The 18,820-nt window shown below is 37.5% G+C and carries 13 protein-coding genes; 3 read left to right on the top strand and 10 right to left on the bottom strand.

What is annotated here, in order from left to right; translation table 11 throughout:
• Nucleotides 1-482: 482 nt before the first annotated feature.
• A complete protein-coding gene (locus CC92_RS0119030) occupies nucleotides 483-3,116 on the top strand; it encodes a cation-translocating P-type ATPase (RefSeq protein WP_029501927.1) in 2,634 nt (877 codons plus the stop codon).
• A 102-nt stretch (nucleotides 3,117-3,218) separates the two neighbouring features.
• Here CC92_RS0119030 and CC92_RS0119025 read toward each other — a convergent pair whose 3' ends face one another.
• From CC92_RS0119025 to CC92_RS0119005, 5 genes are all read right to left on the bottom strand, one after another.
• Nucleotides 3,219-4,433 (bottom strand): LL-diaminopimelate aminotransferase, encoded by a 1,215-nt coding sequence (locus tag CC92_RS0119025; protein WP_029501928.1) that lies wholly within the window; start codon nucleotides 4,431-4,433, stop codon nucleotides 3,219-3,221.
• 172 nt (nucleotides 4,434-4,605) lie between these two features.
• Entirely contained in the window at nucleotides 4,606-5,439 is an 834-nt protein-coding gene (dapF, locus tag CC92_RS0119020) for a diaminopimelate epimerase (protein WP_029501929.1), read from the bottom strand.
• A gap of 183 nt (nucleotides 5,440-5,622) precedes the next feature.
• Nucleotides 5,623-6,165, bottom strand: coding sequence for an ANTAR domain-containing response regulator (locus CC92_RS0119015; RefSeq protein ID WP_029501930.1), 543 nt, complete (start codon nucleotides 6,163-6,165; stop codon nucleotides 5,623-5,625).
• Between the two features lie 30 nt (nucleotides 6,166-6,195).
• On the bottom strand, nucleotides 6,196-7,527 hold the full coding sequence (gene glnA / locus CC92_RS0119010; protein ID WP_029501931.1) for a type I glutamate--ammonia ligase: 1,332 nt from the start codon (nucleotides 7,525-7,527) through the stop codon (nucleotides 6,196-6,198).
• 147 nt (nucleotides 7,528-7,674) lie between these two features.
• On the bottom strand, nucleotides 7,675-8,403 hold the full coding sequence (locus CC92_RS0119005) for a phosphatase (RefSeq protein WP_029501932.1): 729 nt from the start codon (nucleotides 8,401-8,403) through the stop codon (nucleotides 7,675-7,677).
• 344 nt (nucleotides 8,404-8,747) lie between these two features.
• Between CC92_RS0119005 and CC92_RS0119000 the strand changes: the two genes are divergently transcribed.
• Nucleotides 8,748-9,491, top strand: coding sequence for an alpha/beta hydrolase-fold protein (locus CC92_RS0119000; RefSeq protein ID WP_029501933.1), 744 nt, complete (start codon nucleotides 8,748-8,750; stop codon nucleotides 9,489-9,491).
• Nucleotides 9,482-10,249 carry an alpha/beta hydrolase gene (locus CC92_RS21925; RefSeq protein WP_051650617.1) on the top strand — a complete coding sequence of 256 codons (768 nt, stop codon included), beginning with the start codon at nucleotides 9,482-9,484 and terminating at the stop codon, nucleotides 10,247-10,249. The genes CC92_RS0119000 and CC92_RS21925 overlap by 10 nt, the downstream gene beginning before the upstream one ends.
• A 115-nt stretch (nucleotides 10,250-10,364) precedes the next feature.
• Here CC92_RS21925 and CC92_RS0118990 read toward each other — a convergent pair whose 3' ends face one another.
• The 5 genes from CC92_RS0118990 to CC92_RS0118970 all read right to left on the bottom strand — a co-directional run bounded on the left by CC92_RS0118990 (nucleotide 10,365) and on the right by CC92_RS0118970 (nucleotide 18,813).
• Nucleotides 10,365-11,771: a glucosidase gene (locus tag CC92_RS0118990; RefSeq protein ID WP_029501935.1), complete on the bottom strand. Its 1,407-nt coding sequence runs from the start codon at nucleotides 11,769-11,771 to the stop codon at nucleotides 10,365-10,367.
• 153 nt (nucleotides 11,772-11,924) lie between these two features.
• Nucleotides 11,925-14,072 (bottom strand): glycoside hydrolase family 3 C-terminal domain-containing protein, encoded by a 2,148-nt coding sequence (locus CC92_RS0118985; RefSeq protein WP_029501936.1) that lies wholly within the window; start codon nucleotides 14,070-14,072, stop codon nucleotides 11,925-11,927.
• Nucleotides 14,073-14,204: 132 nt separating this feature from the next.
• Nucleotides 14,205-16,241 carry a hypothetical protein gene (locus tag CC92_RS0118980; RefSeq protein ID WP_029501937.1) on the bottom strand — a complete coding sequence of 679 codons (2,037 nt, stop codon included), beginning with the start codon at nucleotides 16,239-16,241 and terminating at the stop codon, nucleotides 14,205-14,207.
• Between the two features lie 2 nt (nucleotides 16,242-16,243).
• Nucleotides 16,244-17,038 (bottom strand): response regulator transcription factor, encoded by a 795-nt coding sequence (locus CC92_RS0118975; protein WP_029501938.1) that lies wholly within the window; start codon nucleotides 17,036-17,038, stop codon nucleotides 16,244-16,246.
• On the bottom strand, nucleotides 17,026-18,813 hold the full coding sequence (locus tag CC92_RS0118970; RefSeq protein ID WP_029501939.1) for a sensor histidine kinase: 1,788 nt from the start codon (nucleotides 18,811-18,813) through the stop codon (nucleotides 17,026-17,028). The genes CC92_RS0118975 and CC92_RS0118970 overlap by 13 nt, the downstream gene beginning before the upstream one ends.
• Between the last annotated feature and the right edge of the window lie 7 nt (nucleotides 18,814-18,820).

The raw sequence follows: 18,820 nt of genomic DNA, 5'->3' as shown, positions 1-18,820 counted from the left end.
GATTATTCAAAAAAATCTGTTATCATTGGTCTGTAACAAATGGTTTCCATTTGATCATTGTAAATTTAATCTAATATCCAATATAGAGTGAGGGAGTAATTTACGTAAACTTTTGCTTACGCGGCAATTCCAACATCATGGCTTTATGCCTGGTTTGCCTTAGAGAATGAGACTCATGTATAACTTTTTATTATTTAAGTTATGCATGAGTCTTTTTGCTGCGTAGTATAAAAATGCTATCAATAGATAACATATTGTAAGTTTTATGAAAACATATTTTATAATTTCTACTTCAAACTTCAATAAAGCATAGCGTTATGATAATAAACAAAATTACGTATGAATATCTTCACATCGGATTAGTATGGTGTATTTATTTATCAATTAAAAATGCATCAAAAGATTAAATAAAAAAAGAACATACATATGCTTTCAACCAAATGCTATGTAGACAGTTATACTTATAAGAAAGGAAGATTGGAATGAATTATTACTTAAAATCTACTGACGATGTATTAAAAGAGATTGGGAGTCAATCTACTGGTCTTACATCGAAGGAAAGCGAAGACAGGCTTTTAAAAAACGGTAAGAACAAACTGAAAGAAGCAGAAAAAGTATCTCTGATTGCTAGGTTCTTTTCCCAGATGAAGGATCCGATGACAATTATCCTGTTGTGTGCAGCAACCGTATCCGGTATTACTGCTGCTTATGCAAACGAATCCTTCGCCGATGTATTAATTATTCTTGCTGTAGTTATTATCAATGCAATCCTAGGTGTAACTCAAGAAAGTAAAGCAGAAAAAGCAATTGAAGCTCTTCAAGAAATGGCAGCAGCCACAAGTAAAGTTCTTCGTGATGGTGTGATTCAAAGCATTAAAAGTGAAGACTTAGTTGTTGGTGATGTTATTTTACTTGAAGCAGGCGATGCGGTTCCTGCAGATGCGAGATTATTAGAAAGCGCAAGCCTAAAAGTAGAAGAAGCTGCTCTTACTGGAGAAAGTGTTCCGGTAAATAAAAAAGTGGAGAAATTAACTCTTGGTAAAGAAAAAGATATCCCACTTGGTGATAGAAAAAATATGGTCTATATGGGTAGTGTTATCGTATATGGCCGTGGTTCAGCAGTTATCACTGCAACTGGTATGGATACCGAGATGGGTAAGATTGCAGATGCACTTGCAAATGCAAAAGAGGGACGTACTCCATTACAGATTAAGTTAGCTCAGTTAAGTAAAGTCCTAACTGTACTAGTTATTGGTATTTGTGCATTTATCTTTGGTTTTAGTTTGCTGACTGCTGGTGAAATCAACGGAGAAGTTGCTTTAAATACTTTTATGGTTGCCGTAAGTTTGGCCGTTGCTGCAATTCCAGAAGGACTTGCTACTGTAGTTACTATTGTACTTAGTATCGGTGTTACTAACATGAGTAAGAAAAATGCGGTTATCCGTAAGTTAACCGCAGTAGAAACACTTGGTTGTGCACAGATTATCTGTAGTGATAAAACTGGTACTCTTACTCAGAATAAGATGACTGTAGTAGAACACTACGGAGAAAATGAAGACTTATTAGCGACAGCAATGGCACTTTGTTCCGACGCTCAACTTGATGAAACCAATAATGCAGTTGGTGAGCCGACCGAATGTGCACTTGTAAATTATGCTACAAAATTATCTCTCAATAAAAATAAATTAAAGGAACAACAACCACGTGTAGCAGAGGCACCATTTGATTCCGTTCGTAAGATGATGAGTACTATTCATAAGACCGCAGATGGAATTGTTCAATACACCAAAGGTGCTCCGGATGAAGTTTTAAAATGTTGTACTCATGTATTATATCAGGGTAAAGTCGTTCCATTAACAGACGCTATCCGTAAAGAGATTCTTTCAAAAAATAAAGAAATGGCAGATAAAGCGCTTCGTGTGTTAGCTGCTGCATACAGAAATTATGAGAGTGTTCCAACCGATGTTAGCCCTGAGAACTTAGAAAAAGAGTTAATTTTCGTCGGTCTAACTGGTATGATTGATCCTATCCGTCCAGAGGTAATTGGAGCGATTGAAGAATGTAAAAAAGCCGGTATTCGTCCTATTATGATTACTGGTGACCACCGCGATACTGCTGTTGCGATTGCTACACAGCTTGGAATTATCAAAGATGCCAAAGAAGCTATTACTGGTGCTGAATTAAATGAAATCTCTGAGGAGGCATTTAAAACTGAAATCGAACGTTATTCTGTATACGCTCGTGTACAGCCTGAACATAAAGTTCGTATCGTAAATGCTTGGAAAGCAAAGGGCAAGATAACTGCAATGACCGGTGACGGTGTTAACGATGCTCCAAGTATCAAGTCTGCTGATATTGGTGTTGGTATGGGTATTACAGGTACTGACGTTACAAAGAACGTTGCTGACATGGTACTCGCTGATGATAACTTCGCAACCATCGTAAGTGCAGTTGGAGAAGGTCGACGTATTTATGATAACATCCGTAAAGCAATTCAGTTCTTACTTTCCAGTAACTTAAGTGAAGTATTAAGTATATTTGTTGCTACAATTCTTGGATTTACAATTTTAAAACCAGTTCACCTGTTATGGATTAACCTGATTACAGACTGTTTCCCAGCGCTTGCTCTTGGTGTAGAAAAGGCTGAAAAGGATATTATGGAACGTAAGCCAAGAAGCACCAAGGACGGTATTTTTTCCGGTGGTCTAGGTGTAGACGTATTATACCAGGGTGCTATGGTTACCGTTATTACCTTAGCGGCTTATTTTATCGGTCACTATATGGAAGCTGGTGTTTGGGAAATCGCTAACAGTGAAGATGGAATGACAATGGCATTCCTTGCGATGTCCATGGCAGAGATTTTCCATTCCTTTAACTTACGTAGCCAAAGAAAGAGTATTCTTCATATGAAACACCACAATATCTACTTAATTGGTGGTATGGCACTTAGCCTTGTTCTTACCACAGCTGTTATTTACCTCCCAGGTATCTCCACAGCGTTTGGTTTCGAGCATATTTCATTACCTGAATACTTCGTGGCTTTAGGACTTGCTTTCTTAACAATCCCTATTGTCGAAGTGGTAAAATTCTTCCAGCGTAAGTTTGGCAAGCACTAATCATTACTATACATGATTATAGTAGTTTCTATAAAACAAAAGATGGATCATCGGCGATAAGCTGATGGTCCATCTTTTGTTTTCAAGTTATTTTATCCTGCATTATAAATTCTTAATTCTTCTTAAGGCTTCTAGCGTATTTTCATACGTACCGAATGCAGTCAATCGGAAATACCCTTCTCCACTTGGTCCAAAGCCAGAGCCTGGTGTTCCAACCACAGATGCATTTTGAAGGAGATGATCAAAGAATTCCCACGATGTCATTCCATTTGGTGTCTGTAACCAGATATAAGGAGCATTGACACCACCAGATACCTGATATCCTGCTTCTAATAAACCATCGCGAATAACGCGTGCATTATTCATATAATAATCGATCTGCTCTCTTGTTTGTGCAATTCCTTCTGGGGAGTAAACGGCAGCACCTGCGGCCTGAATAATATAGGGAGCACCATTAAATTTAGTACCATGGCGTCTTGCCCATAAATTATTTAAAGGAACTCCGTCACTAATTAATTCCTTTGGTACTACTGTAAAACCAAGCCTAGTACCAGTAAACCCAGCATTTTTACTAAAGCTTCGAAGTTCAATGGCACATTTTTTTGCTCCATCACATTCGTAAATGGTATGAGGACAATCATCCTCGCTAATGTATGCCTCATATGCAGCATCATAAATGATTACTGCTCCTTTTTCATTCGCATAATCTACCCATTTTTGAAGTTCATTCTTCGTAATTGCTGATCCTGTTGGATTGTTAGGAAAACATAGATAGATAATATCTGGAGTTTCCTTTGGTAGCATTGGTACGAAATTATTATCTTTCGAGCAAGGCATATAAATTACATTGCTCCACTTACCAGTAGTAGAATCAAACTCTCCTGTTCTACCAGCCATTACATTCGTATCCACATAGACAGGATACACTGGATCACAAACTGCTATTTTATTGTCTTCTGCAAATATATCACCAATGTTACCAGAATCACTCTTAGCACCATCACTGATGAAGATTTCATCAATTGCAATTTGTACTCCTCTAGCTTCATAATCGTGTTTTGCGATTGCACTGCGTAAAAATTCGTATCCTAAGTCCGGGGAATAGCCTTTGAATGTTTCTTTTGCTGCCATCTCATCGGTCGCTCTGTGAAGCGCACTAATTATACTGGGTGCAAGAGGAAGTGTTACATCACCAATTCCAAGACTTATCACATTCTTATCGGGATTTTCTTCTTTATAGGTACGTACCTTTTTTCCAATCGTTGAAAAAAGATAACTACCTTGTAATTTTAAGTAGTTTTGATTTATTTTAAACATTGTAACCTCCATTCTATTGTGCATTTAACAAGCATCTTTTTTGTACTGAGGTTTACGTAAGCTCTTGTCAATTCTCTGAATTAGCATTTATTGCATAGCAAATCTTAGAGCAGATTAGATACTACCAGAAATAAAAAGCGTATAAAATACTGCTTTATTTTCTCACTACTTCCTATATCTCTATCTCACCATCAAAAACCGTAACAGCAGGTCCCGTCATAAAGAGACGATTCTTCTCTCTATCATAACGAATAACAACATCACCGCCTAACATATGAACTGTCACTTCATCTTCCGTTAAGCCATTTAAGATTGCTGCATACACAGAACTCGTAGCTCCGGTTCCACAAGCATGAGTTTCCGCAGAGCCACGCTCCCAAACTCGCATATTGACGGTCTTACGGTCAAGAATTTGTACAAATTCTGTATTCATCTTTTCAGGGAACAATGGATGTTCTTCAAATAATGGGCCATATGTTTCGATGGGGAAAGATTTTGTATCATCTATAAACGTAACCGCATGAGGGTTTCCTACCGATACACCAGTGATGAAAAATTCACGATTCGCAATCGTTATTGGCATATTTAATACCTGTTCCTTATCGACTGCAATCGGTATTAATTTAGGATCTAATACTGGTTCCCCCATATCAACGGTTACTTCTGTTACTTTTCCGTTATCAACAATTAAGTCTAAGTATTTCACACCACCTAAGGTCTCAATAGCTAGACTTGTTTTTTGTGTCATACCATGGTCATAAACATATTTACCAACGCAACGAATCCCATTTCCGCACATTTTCCCTTGAGAACCATCTGCATTGTACATATGCATTGTAAAGTCTGCAATATTGGAAGGTTTAATTAATATGAGTCCATCGGAACCAATTCCAAAACGTCGATCACTTACCTTTTTTGCTACTTCATTCGGATTATTTAATGCTTCTTCCAAGCAATTTACGTAGACATAATCATTTCCGCAGCCTTGCATCTTTGTAAATTTCATTTTAACCTCCATTCTGGCGCTTTGGCGCCTTATCTTAAAAGGGCAACTTTGTGAGCCTGCACAAATTGCCGTGGCAAAATATCTGATGATTTATTATATACATCAATTATCTTAAATGCAAGATTCTAGCCACTTTCATAGCATAGGAATTTCGAATTCCAATGATGTATAATATGAATAGAACTACATCATACTCAAGATCATTTCTGCTGTTTCTACCATATTGGTGCCACTATCCATACTAGTCTTTTGGATGTAACGATGTGCCTCTTCTTCTGTCATCTTGTTACGTTCCATTAACAGAGTCTTAGCTCTGGTGATAATTTCCCTCTGAGCTGTAGTACGATCTTTAGGTTTATTCTTATCTCTCTTCTTTCGGCGCATGTAATTGTAAGTCATCAACTGAAGAGTGTTTAAAAAATCTTGTAACTTGATTGGCATACTAAGGCTTAGGATATTACCATCTGCATACTCTAATAACTTTTGTGGTGAAGCTAATAAAAGCATCTCAAATCCACGAGGCAGGTAACTATTTAGCTCTCGATATAGCATATCCGCTAGACGAAATCCACAGATAACAATTCCTTCATCAAGTTCATTTGCTATAGTGATTGCTTGCGCACCGGTAGTACAGGTCGCATTCACTTCATATCCGCCACGTACTAAGATATTTCTTATGTTATTCGCGTCCTCAATCTTTGGGAATACTATGATTATACTCAGCAAAATTGACCACCTCCGTTATGATTTATACTCCTAAATACGGTTAAGGTATTGGTCAATTTCCCATTCTGAGACTTGCGTACGATACTGGATCCATTCTGCTCTCTTTGCTTTTATATAAGTATAGAAAGCATGACTTCCTAATACTTCTTTCATGAACTCACTGTTTTCAAATTCTTCTAAGGCCTCTCCTAAACTGCCAGGAAGATTGCGAATTCCCAAATCAAGTCGATCCTGTTCGCTCATAGAGAAGATATTCTTATCAACATGAGCAGGAGGAGTCATCTTCTTTTTAATTCCATCTAGTCCTGCCGCAAGACATACTGCTAGAGCTAGATATGGATTCGTTGCTGGATCTGGGCTTCGTAACTCCACTCTAGTGCTATCTTCTCTTCCATCTGGAATTCTGATCAGTGGGCTACGATTGACAGAAGACCATGCAATATAAACTGGTGCTTCATAACCAGGAACTAATCGCTTATAAGAGTTAACCAATGGATTAGTTATTGCAGTCATACTAGGAACATGATGCATTAATCCTGCTATAAACTGATAGGCAACTTCACTTAATCCTAATTTATCATTTGGATCATAAAAACTATTCTCCCCATCTTTCTCAAGAGACATGTTAATATGCATTCCAGAACCATTGACACCAGACTTTGGTTTAGGCATGAAGGTAGCATGCATGCCATGACGTCTTGCGACGGTGCGAACAGCCATCTTAAAGGTCATAATATTATCTGCGGTAGTTAAACCGTCTTCATAATGGAAATCAATTTCATGTTGAGCTGGTGCAACTTCATGGTGAGATGCTTCCACTTCAAAGCCCATCTCTTCCAAGGTTAGTACCATCTCTCTTCTAGCATTTTCACCAGCATCCATAGGTCCTACATCAAAATAACCGCCTTTTTCCCTCGTTTTTGTAGTTGGTAACCCATTCTCACCTACATCAAAGAGGAAAAACTCGCATTCTGGACCAACATGAAATGTGTATCCAAGGTCTTTCGCTTCTTGTAATACACGTTTTAATATGTATCTTGGATCTCCTTCAAATGGTGTTCCATCGGTACGATATACGTCACAGATAAATCTTGCAACCTTTCCTTGTTGTGGTCTCCATGGAAATATTTCAAAGGTATTTAAGTCAGGGTGCAAATACATATCAGATTCCTCAATGCGTACAAATCCTTCGATGGCAGAACCATCAAACATACATTTGTTATTTAATACTTTTTCCAATTGGCTTGTTGTCACTGCTACATTTTTAAGATTCCCGTACATATCGGTAAACTGAAGGCGGATAAATTCTACATCCTCTTCCTCTACTAATCTTAAAATATCCTTCTTAGTATAATGTTTCATAAGTTACCTCCCAAACAATTAATTATTTTAATCATACTCTCAAAAATTGCAAAAAAAAGACAAAGGCACCTTTTCCAAGACGCCTTTGTCTATAATGTAACATCTTAACAGTGGACAAATTATTTGTCAATGGAAATCGAATGAGAATTATTGAATACTATTTCTGCGCTTTTTTATCATTTGAAGTAGTACTTCCTTGGAATGATTGATTACCAAATCTTCTGGGAACATCGCTTCTTTTACTATCTCTTTTACATATTCATGATTTCCTATATCGTATGCTGTATGCGCATCGCTGCTCATAATAACTGGTACTTCATATTGCTTACAATACAAAAGCATCGTAAGGTCATTTTCTCTGGTATTTGGTCGAAAACTTCCAGGAGCTAAAGAAGAATTATTAAGTTCTAGTATTACTCCAAATTCCTTTGCCTTTTTTACTACAGTCTCATAATCAAGCTCGAATCTACCATCGTCTGGGTGACCTATAATATTAACATAAGGGTTTTGCATCGCGCCAACAATTGCATTCGTATTCTCCTCAATGGTACCTTTTTGATAACAGGGAGGATGGATGCTAGCGATACAAATATCTAGTTTTTTGAGCACTTGATTGGGTAAATCAAGAGTTCCCTTATGGTCTAAAATATTTAACTCACTTCCAAGGAGAAGTTGTACCCCATACATTTCTCTAGGAACAACGTGAAGATTCTGAAAATAAAACTCATGACAAGTTCCAGGCATGGTTGGTGCATGTTCGGTTATTCCAAGTAATTCAATTCCCCTTTCAGATGCCTCCATTGCCATTTCTTTTATCGTATTGTACGCATGACCACTTGCCAGGGTATGGGTGTGAACGTCTAAGATGTCTTTCATGGTAATCCTCCAAAGTCATTTTATCCTGATCGTCAACAATTTATGATAGTTGACAGTAATTACATTTTATCCGTTTCATTCTCTCATATTCTTTCTGGGTTGTAAAGTGGGGAGCTTACGAAATAATAGGGATAAGCATTGCAATTTCTAGATTTTTGGTCTATAACTGATTAAGGACACTACGACAAAAAAGATGTGGAATTTACTATATAGTCGGTGATTAAAATTTCAACATTGTTTCGAGTGAACCGTTTTTGCGAGGAGCAAAAGCGAGTTGTGAGCGAAAAAAGAATGTTAGAAATAAATCACCGACTATATATACTAGATAAAGAAAGGATATACCTATGAGATGGATACAAACACAGATACAATCTAGCGCATTAAAGATGCCAATTGGTTTCGATGTCTTACTTCCAGAATCTAAAGAACCGATGAATTCACTCTATTTATTACATGACTCAAACATGGATCACAGTCAATGGCTTCGACTTGGAATAGAGTCATTCTTTGAGCATAGTAATTGTGCATTAATAATGCCACAGGGGAATAATAGCTTATTTTTAGACACTAAAAATAATTATAATTTTTTTCAATTTCTAACGAAAGAATTGCCTTCTCTATGTTCCACTTGGTTTCCATTAAAGAAGGAGCAAACCTCTCGCTATATTGGAGGAATTGGTACCGGTGGATATACTGCTATATTAGCGGCGATAACTGTTCCATCCTTCTATCAGAAAGTGGTTACCATTGAAGGGCAATTTGATATCAATGATTTCTATAATAAAGAGAATTTAAACGACATCTCCCTTTGGTTAGGTGATCAAGATTCTTTTCAAAATAGTGCTCAAAATCTCTGGAATCCTAATATAATCTCTGTAGATAGTTTTAATACAGATATTACTCTAATCACGAATTCTCTGAGCAATGTGTACAAACAAAATTGTGAATTATGTAACCACCTTTCCCAATACCACAATAAAAAGGTCCATCTTGAACTTCTTCCTGATAAACAGTTTATATTTCAAGCAATGAACAAATTATCGGAAGTTATCACCAATATATCAAAGGAGGTGAGCCCATGGCAGTAATGCAATTACACCTTCCTAGTAAAGTATTAGGGATGATAATGGAAGTACTTGCAATTGTACCAGAACAACTCTATGATGAGAATGGTAATTTACCTAGAATACTCTGGCTCTATCATGGAGGCAGTGGTGATCACATGGCTTGGGCATTAGAGACAAACTTAATAGAATTAGCAAAGAAAGAACATCTCGCAGTATTTTGTCCACATGTCTATAATTCTTGCTTTATCGATATGGCAGAAGGAGAGCGTTATGGAACATACGTAGGAAAAGAACTCCCTGAAATGATACATTCTATGTTTCCTTTACTACCAAAGGATCGCTCAAAAAATATTGTCTCTGGTTTTTCAAATGGTGGATATGGCTGTTTTCAAGCTGGATTAACCTACCCTGAAACCTTCGGATATATTGCTGCTTTTGGCGCTGGTGATAAAGCGGATGCGGATTTTTCCTATCGCCCTATGCAAAAAAGAGTGTTGTTTGGAGAAGGAGACCTTCAGAAAACAAAATATAGTATCAAGCATCTAGCGCAATCTTTGATTAATGATAAGCGCACTTTACCTCAGATTTTCCATTCCTGTGGAGAATCCGATCCTTGGAGATGTGACAATGAAAAGATGAGAGATCTTATTCTTTCTTATGAAAACAATCCTTTTCACTATCAATTCCATCTATTTGATAATATGGGACACAGCTATTCTTGCGCAGAACATGGACTTATAATGTTTTTTGAGAAATATCTAAAGACACGGGAATATTAAGAGTAGCTGCTAGATTAAAATAATTACAAACAAAAAACTATCAAAGTGATACTTGAAGAAAAATACTACCTTGATAGTTTTAAGATTATTTTTTAGATATTTTTAGATCTATTCTTTAGATATATTTTTTAAACCCTTCCGGTAAATACTTAATCGTATTTCGAATCATCGCAGTAAGTAACTCTCTTGCATCTGCCTCTGATAGTTTTCCTTTTACCAAAGGATCTGAGGTAAATGCTTTGAGTGCAAGTTCAAAGTCACAAGTAAGTGCTGCTTCTAGAATCATCTCATGATCCTCAACATGAGGCATAATGAGGTCACGAATTCCTTCTGGTAATCTACCAGAAACAACTGGTTTGATGGAATTTCGCTCAAATACTGCATTCGTTTCAACGACAGCAGTATTTGGAAGGTTTGGTATCTGACCATTGGTATTTGGAATGTTAACATTACTTACTACTCTTCCAAGACCACACAGTGCTTTAATTAACATGATACCTTCTTCACCTGTTGGCTTTAACTCGATATCTTCCTCTCCATTCATTAAGCGAACTGCTCTTTCATTACGTTCTTTTTGTGTTACCTTTCTTTGCTCCACTGTGGTAAGCGCAAACTTCCAGGACTTCACAGTTTCAGGGTCTTTTAGATACCAATCACCTGGTAAGAATTCAGCCAAATGGCGATCTCCCGCCGCAGCAATTAAGCCAAATTTCTGAAAGAGATCAAACTTTACTCTATGTGCACAGTTAAAGGTCCCATTTGCCCAGTTTCTATCTGGGTCATGATACCCTTCTTCAAAGCTTTCTTCGATAAATTTACGATAAATAGGGAATAGGTCTATTCCTTTATAAGAAGCCTGATCAAACCATGTAAAATGGTTAATACCAAGGACATTGACGAATATCTCATTTCGTTCAATTCCTTTTATTCCAGTTGTAAGCTCACAAATATTTCTTAAAATCTTTTGTGTTCCAAACACCTCATGACAGCAACCAAACGCTTTTATTTCTGGAAAGACATGATACAATGTCTTAACACATAAGGTCATAGGATTCGTATAATTGATGACCCAAGCATCTTTAGAATATTTCTTTATAGCATTCGCAATCTCTACATACATAGGAATGGTACGTAGTGCACGAAGCAATCCGCCTGGTCCTGATGTATCACCAACAGATTGATAAATTCCGTAACGTTCTGGGTAATGTACATCGGATTGCATCTCTTCAAATGTACCTGGTAATATAGAAATAAGAACAAAGTCTGCGCCGGTTAATGCCTCCTGTAAAGATCCTACCGTTGTAAAATCCCACTTTCCAACTACGTCGTCACGACGGAATAAACGCTTTGCTATACATTCATTATTCTTTGCTGCTTCCATGTCAATATCGTACAAACGTATTGTTCCACTGATTGCAGACTCCCTTGCTAAGTCTGTCATAAAAGTCCAAGCCCATCCATGGCTACCACCACCGATATAAGCTATTTTTACATCTGTTACTTTGTTATCTGCATAGATCATTTGTGTTCTCCTCTTCTTATTGATGTCTTTCTTGATTCTCTTTTTTAGAAAAGTAAGTGATAGCGTTTCTCTTGTATATTGGGGATATCAAGATATGGGCTATAACTTGCATCACATTTTTTTAACTAAGATACTGCGCATACTATGTATCTTCTACGATACATGATTAACCTGTAGTTCAAGTACTCTCTTATCTGTAAGTTCTCTGCTTCTTTCATCTGGTGCCTGCGTTCCGATATAGAAAGAAAACCTGCTTCCGTCCACTTTTTTGTTTCCCTCTTCATCGACAGTAAAAAATGCACTCTTTGGTATTGTAAGATTGAATTCTTCCTTCTTCCATGCACCAATTGTGATACTTTTAAAAGCGCAAAGGCTAACGTTGCGAACTGCGTGAAGAGAATCATGATTCTTACAGTAAACCTGTATTACATCTCTAGTAGCGATATCACTCTCATTTTGAAGGGTTAAATGTATCTGAAGCTGATCTTCCATCACATTTACTGGATGATCATTTGCTTCAACACCATTGCTTAACATCGTTGCTTCTTTACAAATTACATTGCCATAGCTAAGTCCATAACCAAATGGATAAAGTGGCTTTTCCTCAATGTAACGATAAGTACGATTTTTCATACTATAATCAGTAAATTCCGGTAGTACGTTCTCTGGACCATAAAATGTAATCGGTAATTTCCCGCTCGGTGACTCCTTGCCAAATAATATCTGTGCGAGGGCGCTACCACCTCTGGCACCAGGGTACCAAAGCATTAATATGGCATCGCATCGGTTCTCATATTCACTAAGATCGATTGCACTTCCTGCCATAAGGCATAATATAGTAGGTTTTCCGACCTTTAGTACCTCTTCTATTAAAGTCCGCTGCACCTCTGGTAACAGCAAATCTTCCTTGTCGCCACCAGCAGCTTCACCAGTGCTGATATGATGTGCTTCCCCTTCTATTGTTTCATCAAGGCCAACACACAAAACGACGACATCACTTTGTTTTGCAACAATTACGGCCTCCGAGATACGATCCATAGGAAGGGCTAAGCGCTCCGTACGATCTGACTTAAGTTCACAGCCATTCGAGTATAAGACAGCCACCTGTTCTGATACTTCTCTCGTTATTCCTTCTAGAATAGTAATGTAATTAGCAGAGGTTCCATGATAATTACCATGAAGAGCTACTCTAGAATCCGCATTCGGTCCTATTACACCTATCGTTTTCAATTTACTCTTTTGTAATGGTAACGTTCCATTGTTCTTAAGTAAAACCATGCTTCGCTTTGCCACTTCCTCATTGAATAGCTGATGCTCCTTACAATCGACAACAGAATAAGGAATTTGATCCCATGGTGTTTCATCAAAACAGCCAAGCAGGTATCTTGTCGTGAAGGCTCGTTCACAGGCAGTTGTAATCTCATCTTCTGTAACCAAACCTTCCGTAAGTGCCTTAATTAAATGCAGATACATCGAGCCACAGTTTATATCACAACCAGTATGTAGTGCTAATGCTGCTGATTCGGCTGGTGTTGCGGTTACCATATGATGCTCATGAAAATCTCTTAATGCCCAACAATCCGAGGCAAAGTATCCTTCAAATCCCCACTTACCACGTAACACATCGCGCATTAGAAAATAACTACCACAGCAAGGTTCATCGTTTAAGCGATTATACCCTCCCATAGCACCTTCTACATTTCCTTCCTTGACGCACATCTCAAAGGCAGGTAAATAACTCTCCCATAGGTCTTTCTTTGATACTTTTACATTAATTTCATGACGAAGTACCTCTGGTCCAGAGTGTGCAGCCAGATGCTTTACACAAGCGGCTGACTTTAAATAATTCTCATCTTCTCCTTGCAATCCTTTGATAAATGAGGCACCCAAGGTTCCTGTAAGATAAGGATCTTCCCCATATGTCTCATGCCCACGCCCCCACCTAGGGTCGCGAAATAGATTTATGTTTGGAGACCAGAAGGTTAACCCCTTGTAGATTCCTGTGTCACCTTCCTTTGCATACGCATGATGCTTTGCTCTTCCTTCGGTAGCAATGACATCACCAACCTGTCTCATCATCTCTTCATCAAACATAGCTGCCATCGCTATTGCTACGGGAAATACGGTTGCAGTCCCTGCACGAGCTACCCCGTGCAGAGCTTCATTCCACCAATTATATGCTGGTACCTTTAGCCTAGGGATTGCGGGAGAATCATATCTTAGTTGAGATGCTTTCTCGAAAATATCCATCTGGCTGACTAATTCTTTCGCTTTTCGTTTTGCTTCCTCTCTCTTTTGCATGTATTACTCCATTTCTATGCACATTTTTAGCTACATGCTATACATTTTCAGCTAAATGCTATACCTTTTCTCTGATATTCGTATTCCACTTAGCTATTTCAATTTGAGTATCTATGAAGTATAGGACTCTCTTTATTTTCTAGGGTCTTCCTGAAACGTGATATAGGACTTATCTGGGAAGGAATATTCTCCACGATAATTAGAAGCATTGTAATGAGGATACTTTACAGGTTGATAATCACATTTCATTGGTGCATCCTCCTGAGTATAGATATAGAGCGAATGATAATCCCATACTACTATTTCATCACGGCAATCTTTACATAAATCAATTGCTTCACAGCACATCACTGGATGTCCATCCTCTGGAAATGATACTACCTGTCTGCCATAGCCATCCATCAAACCACCACGATTCACATCCGGATTCAATAAGAATAAATCAGTTCCATCACCCTTCCAGTTTACAGGAGCTAAAATATTACCATTAAGTTCATTTTCATATTCCCACATTGGATTACCATAACAGTCATAAGCGTAAATAATTCCTTGATGTCCCCAGAAATTACTTACAATTAATTCAAATCCTTCTTTATCAGGGCAGTAATTTCCCACACTGACACGTTGTGCGTGACCGATTTTATCTCTCATAATGATATTTCCTTGGAAATCACCAAGGAAGAATCCTTCGGTTCCTGAAACACAGGCAAAGTATCCCTTATCACTACCAGCCATAAACTTACCCGCCACAATTTCATCGGTATGGTCAAGTTCAATCGGATAAGTCCATAGTTCTTTTCCATTGCAATCAAGTAAGGTATAGCCGCATAATAATTCATCATGACCATCCCCATTGATATCAATTGCAAGAGGATAATGACCAGTATTTTTTGGACTCTTATATTTCCACATCAGATTTAAGTCAGAATCTAATGCATAGACACGACAATAACGGTCTTTTATTAGGATATCACTTGGTCTTTCTTTTCCAGAAAAATTAGCGATACGAATTCCGTCGGGATTAATTCGATCAAATGCGTAAATTTGATATGGTGCCCCTATCACAGTGCTATCTTCATCGTCTGCAAGTGGTGTTTTAGCACGTTTTTTCACTTCACCGGTTCTACCATCCAAGATAAGGATTTCAAAATTGTGAGCAGTGATTACTTCATCAACACCATCTCCATCAATGTCATAAACTTGAAGAGGTAAATCAGCGGAAATTTTTCCAAGGACAGGAGTGTCTTTGGATGGTTCACCTCTTTGCCATAAAACATTCCCTTCTAAATCAATTGCAGTGATGCAGCTTACATGTGCATAAGCATCTCGGTTGATACGTTTTTGTGCTTGTGCCAATACGATATACCACTCTTTCGTTCCAGTTAAGTGTCCAAATCGTACTTGCCTACTTGCACCAAAATCTTTTAAATCTATCTTTTTCCACAGCTTCATCTTTGGCTGTTGTTCTTGTAGTTCATACCTTATTACTTCTGCCTGTTTTACTGCATCCTCTATTTGCTGCTTGGTATCTTCACTCACTTTTACTAGTACTTCCGTAAACTGTGTAGGGCAATCTGCAGTAATACCAATTTTTCCACCTTTCACAAGTTCCCCCTCATAACTAAGGAGTAATTTACCATCTATATAACAGTTAACCTTATTTCCTTTGAGTGTTACACCTAAGGTATAATAGGTATCACAATCATGTAAGAAGTCCACTTTTGCTAAGATTTCTACTTCTTCTTTATGGCGATAAACTAAGCTAACCTCATTCTTTTCCAGCTGAAAAACTAATGTATTTAGACTATTTTGCATGCAAAATGCAATACCCGCAATTCCTTTCGTAGAGAGTCTTCGAACGATTGCTTGATAATGATAGTCTCTCCAAAATGGAGTACCTGTTTGAAGTGTTGGAAACATGCGATGCGGTTTATTTTTCTCAATGCGCATCTGCTCCATGTAATGCTTGCCTTCTGACTCTGTAATAATCCAGCTTGGACCAGTTCCGTTATAACTATAATTACATACCTGATCCACCCATTTGCCTGCATACCCTGAATTTATAACATGGTGATATTCTCCGGTTGCAGAATGATCCTTATCATATGGAAATTCACCGATTGGGAACTCCTTAAAATTGTCATAAAATAATGTTACTAGCTGCTCCATCCTTATGCCTGCCTTTCCATCTTCCTTGTAGTAACAAAACGATTTTTGTATTCTTGCGGAGTTAATCCGGTTACACTTTTAAACATGGTAGAAAAATATTGAACACTGTTATAACTAAGTGTATTCGATATCTCATATATTTTCATGTTAGAGGTATCAAGTAGTTCCTTTGCTCGTTCAATCTTTAAGTTTTTCACATAATCAATAAAGGAAATACCCATATCCTCTTTAAAATACCTGCTAAAATAGGAGGGATTCATGTGCATATACTCTGCTACCTCTGTCATCATGATACCTTCATCAATATGTTCTTTCATATATTCGATTGCACGTTCGATTGCACTTTGTGGAATATTCTCTTTTTTCTCTTCTGTCTCTTTATTCTCCTGAAGCGCTTTTAGAGCTTTTCTCCCTAGTCTTCGCTCCTTTAGTTTCTCTTTTGCTTGTGTAATCTGTTCTATGACTTCCATCTTAAGAACCGGTTTAGTAATAAATCCAGTAACCCCAAGTTCGATTGCCTTCTTTGCATATTCAAATTCCTGAAATGCGGTAATCACAACAAATTCAGCATCCGGTAATTGCTCTTGAAGCTCTTCAATTGCCTCTAATCCATCCATCTCTGGCATACGAATATCAGTTAAAATGATATCTGCCTCTTCTTTTACAGCCGTACGGACTAAATCTAATCCATTCGTTGCTTTTCCTACCACGATTATGCCATTTTCTTTCCATGCAATCGTGTCCGCAATACCGTCAAGAACATTTTTCTCATCATCTGCAATTACTAGTTTATACATAACGGTTCCTCCTCTGACACCCTTAACACCACTAAGGTCCATTCACCATAAGAGCTATCGATCGTAATTTTTCCCTTACCTGGATAATACATTCGTAGCCGCTCTGCAATATTGGTTAATGCAAAAAACTCAGTTCCTTGATACCCCTCTTGATTAATTGCTTTTCTAATTTGTGTAAGGCGCTCTTTATCGATTCCCGACCCATTATCATAGAACTCAAAGTATATTTTACCTTCTTTTCGGTATCCTTTGATTCTGATCTCTGTTTTTCCTTCTTTTCTTGTAGCGCCATAGTTAATAGCATTCTCTAAGATAGGCTGTAACAAAAGATTAGGTATCCCTACAGACAAAATATCTTCATCAAAGTTTATCTCGCAATCAAACTGATTCGGAAAACGAATCTCTTGAATCTTAGAATAATACTGTAACTGTTTCAAATTATCTGCAAGACATATGAGGCTTTGTCCAAAATTTAAACTTGACTTATAATACCCTGCTGTTGCATAGATCATTTGTTCTAATCCCTCATAGTTTTTCTGCTCTGACATCCAAATCATATTATTAAAGATATTGTATAAAAAATGTGGTTTGATTTGAGATTGTAACATCTTTAATTTACTATCTTTCATTCGTAGTCGCTCCATAATGAGTTCTTCAATTAACTCTTTACTACGTGCTGACATGTGATCAAAGCAGATGAAGATTTCACCAAAGACATCGTTTCGTACTTCCTTTATCTGAATACCAAATTCTCCTTCCTCAATCCGTTTCATTGCTTGTTGCAAGGTCTCTACAGGCTCGATAATTTTCTTTTTCGAAATGCGGATAATCATCGCATAAGCAGCAATTAAACTAAGAAGAAATAGAACACAACATAAAAGAAATGGTAATTGATCTAGTGGTAAATACACATGCGGATAATAAGTTAAGAATGTCCATCCAGAGCGCGCAGAGTTTTCATAAACACAACGATAGCGTTGCCCTTCATAATAAAAATCAACACTTCCCTCCTTTTTTTGGGCAACCTCTTGAATGATTCCTTCTTCCTTGCTCCAGTCATTAATAATATTCTTATTATGAGTTTTATGGGTAAGAATCTTCGCATCTTTAATAATAGCAAAGCCCTCTTCTCCACTGTCCTTTTGATTGATTAATTCATTAAAAGTTTTCAATGGAATCTCTATACTAACTAAACCTATTTTTTTCCCTGTCGCAGTAGAATAGATTGGACGTATATGAGAGATCATCTGCCTCTTTATGATTACATCATCCGTTAGCCTATCTGCGAAATCAAGTGCCCAGGTGGATTCCTCAAGAGAATCCATCCATCCCCTATAGTAATCAATGGTATCTTCACTTAACTTATAAAAGACACCATTTCTTGAGGTGACTAACGTATTGGTATCCGCATAGAACAGGCGAATTCTATAGATAGAGCTCACACTAAGCTCCATATTTGTTAAGTAATTCATACAGTCTAAAAAAGATAGGTAATCTATTTTTTGTAGATTTGCTGCCTTTAGTCCTTGAACCTGTGAACTTGTCCAGATTGCCTCCCCTATCGATTCCACTTCTTCCATAATACGATCAGCATAGGTTATCGTCTGATACAGCATCCATCTTCTGCCAGAAGCTACTACTTCTTGCTCTCGGTATGTAAAAAAACACAGCAAAACTAAATTAATAAATATCCCAGTTAGCAATAAGACTTTTAAAAAATATACATATAGCTGTTTCTTAAGGGTATCCCCTTTCTTCTTTCGAAATCTGGTCATCTGGTGT

This window comes from Lachnoclostridium phytofermentans (genome assembly GCF_000733755.1).
Taxonomy (GTDB): Bacteria; Bacillota; Clostridia; order Lachnospirales; family Lachnospiraceae; genus Lachnoclostridium; species Lachnoclostridium phytofermentans_A.
This window is presented reverse-complemented; position numbering and strand designations above follow the sequence as displayed.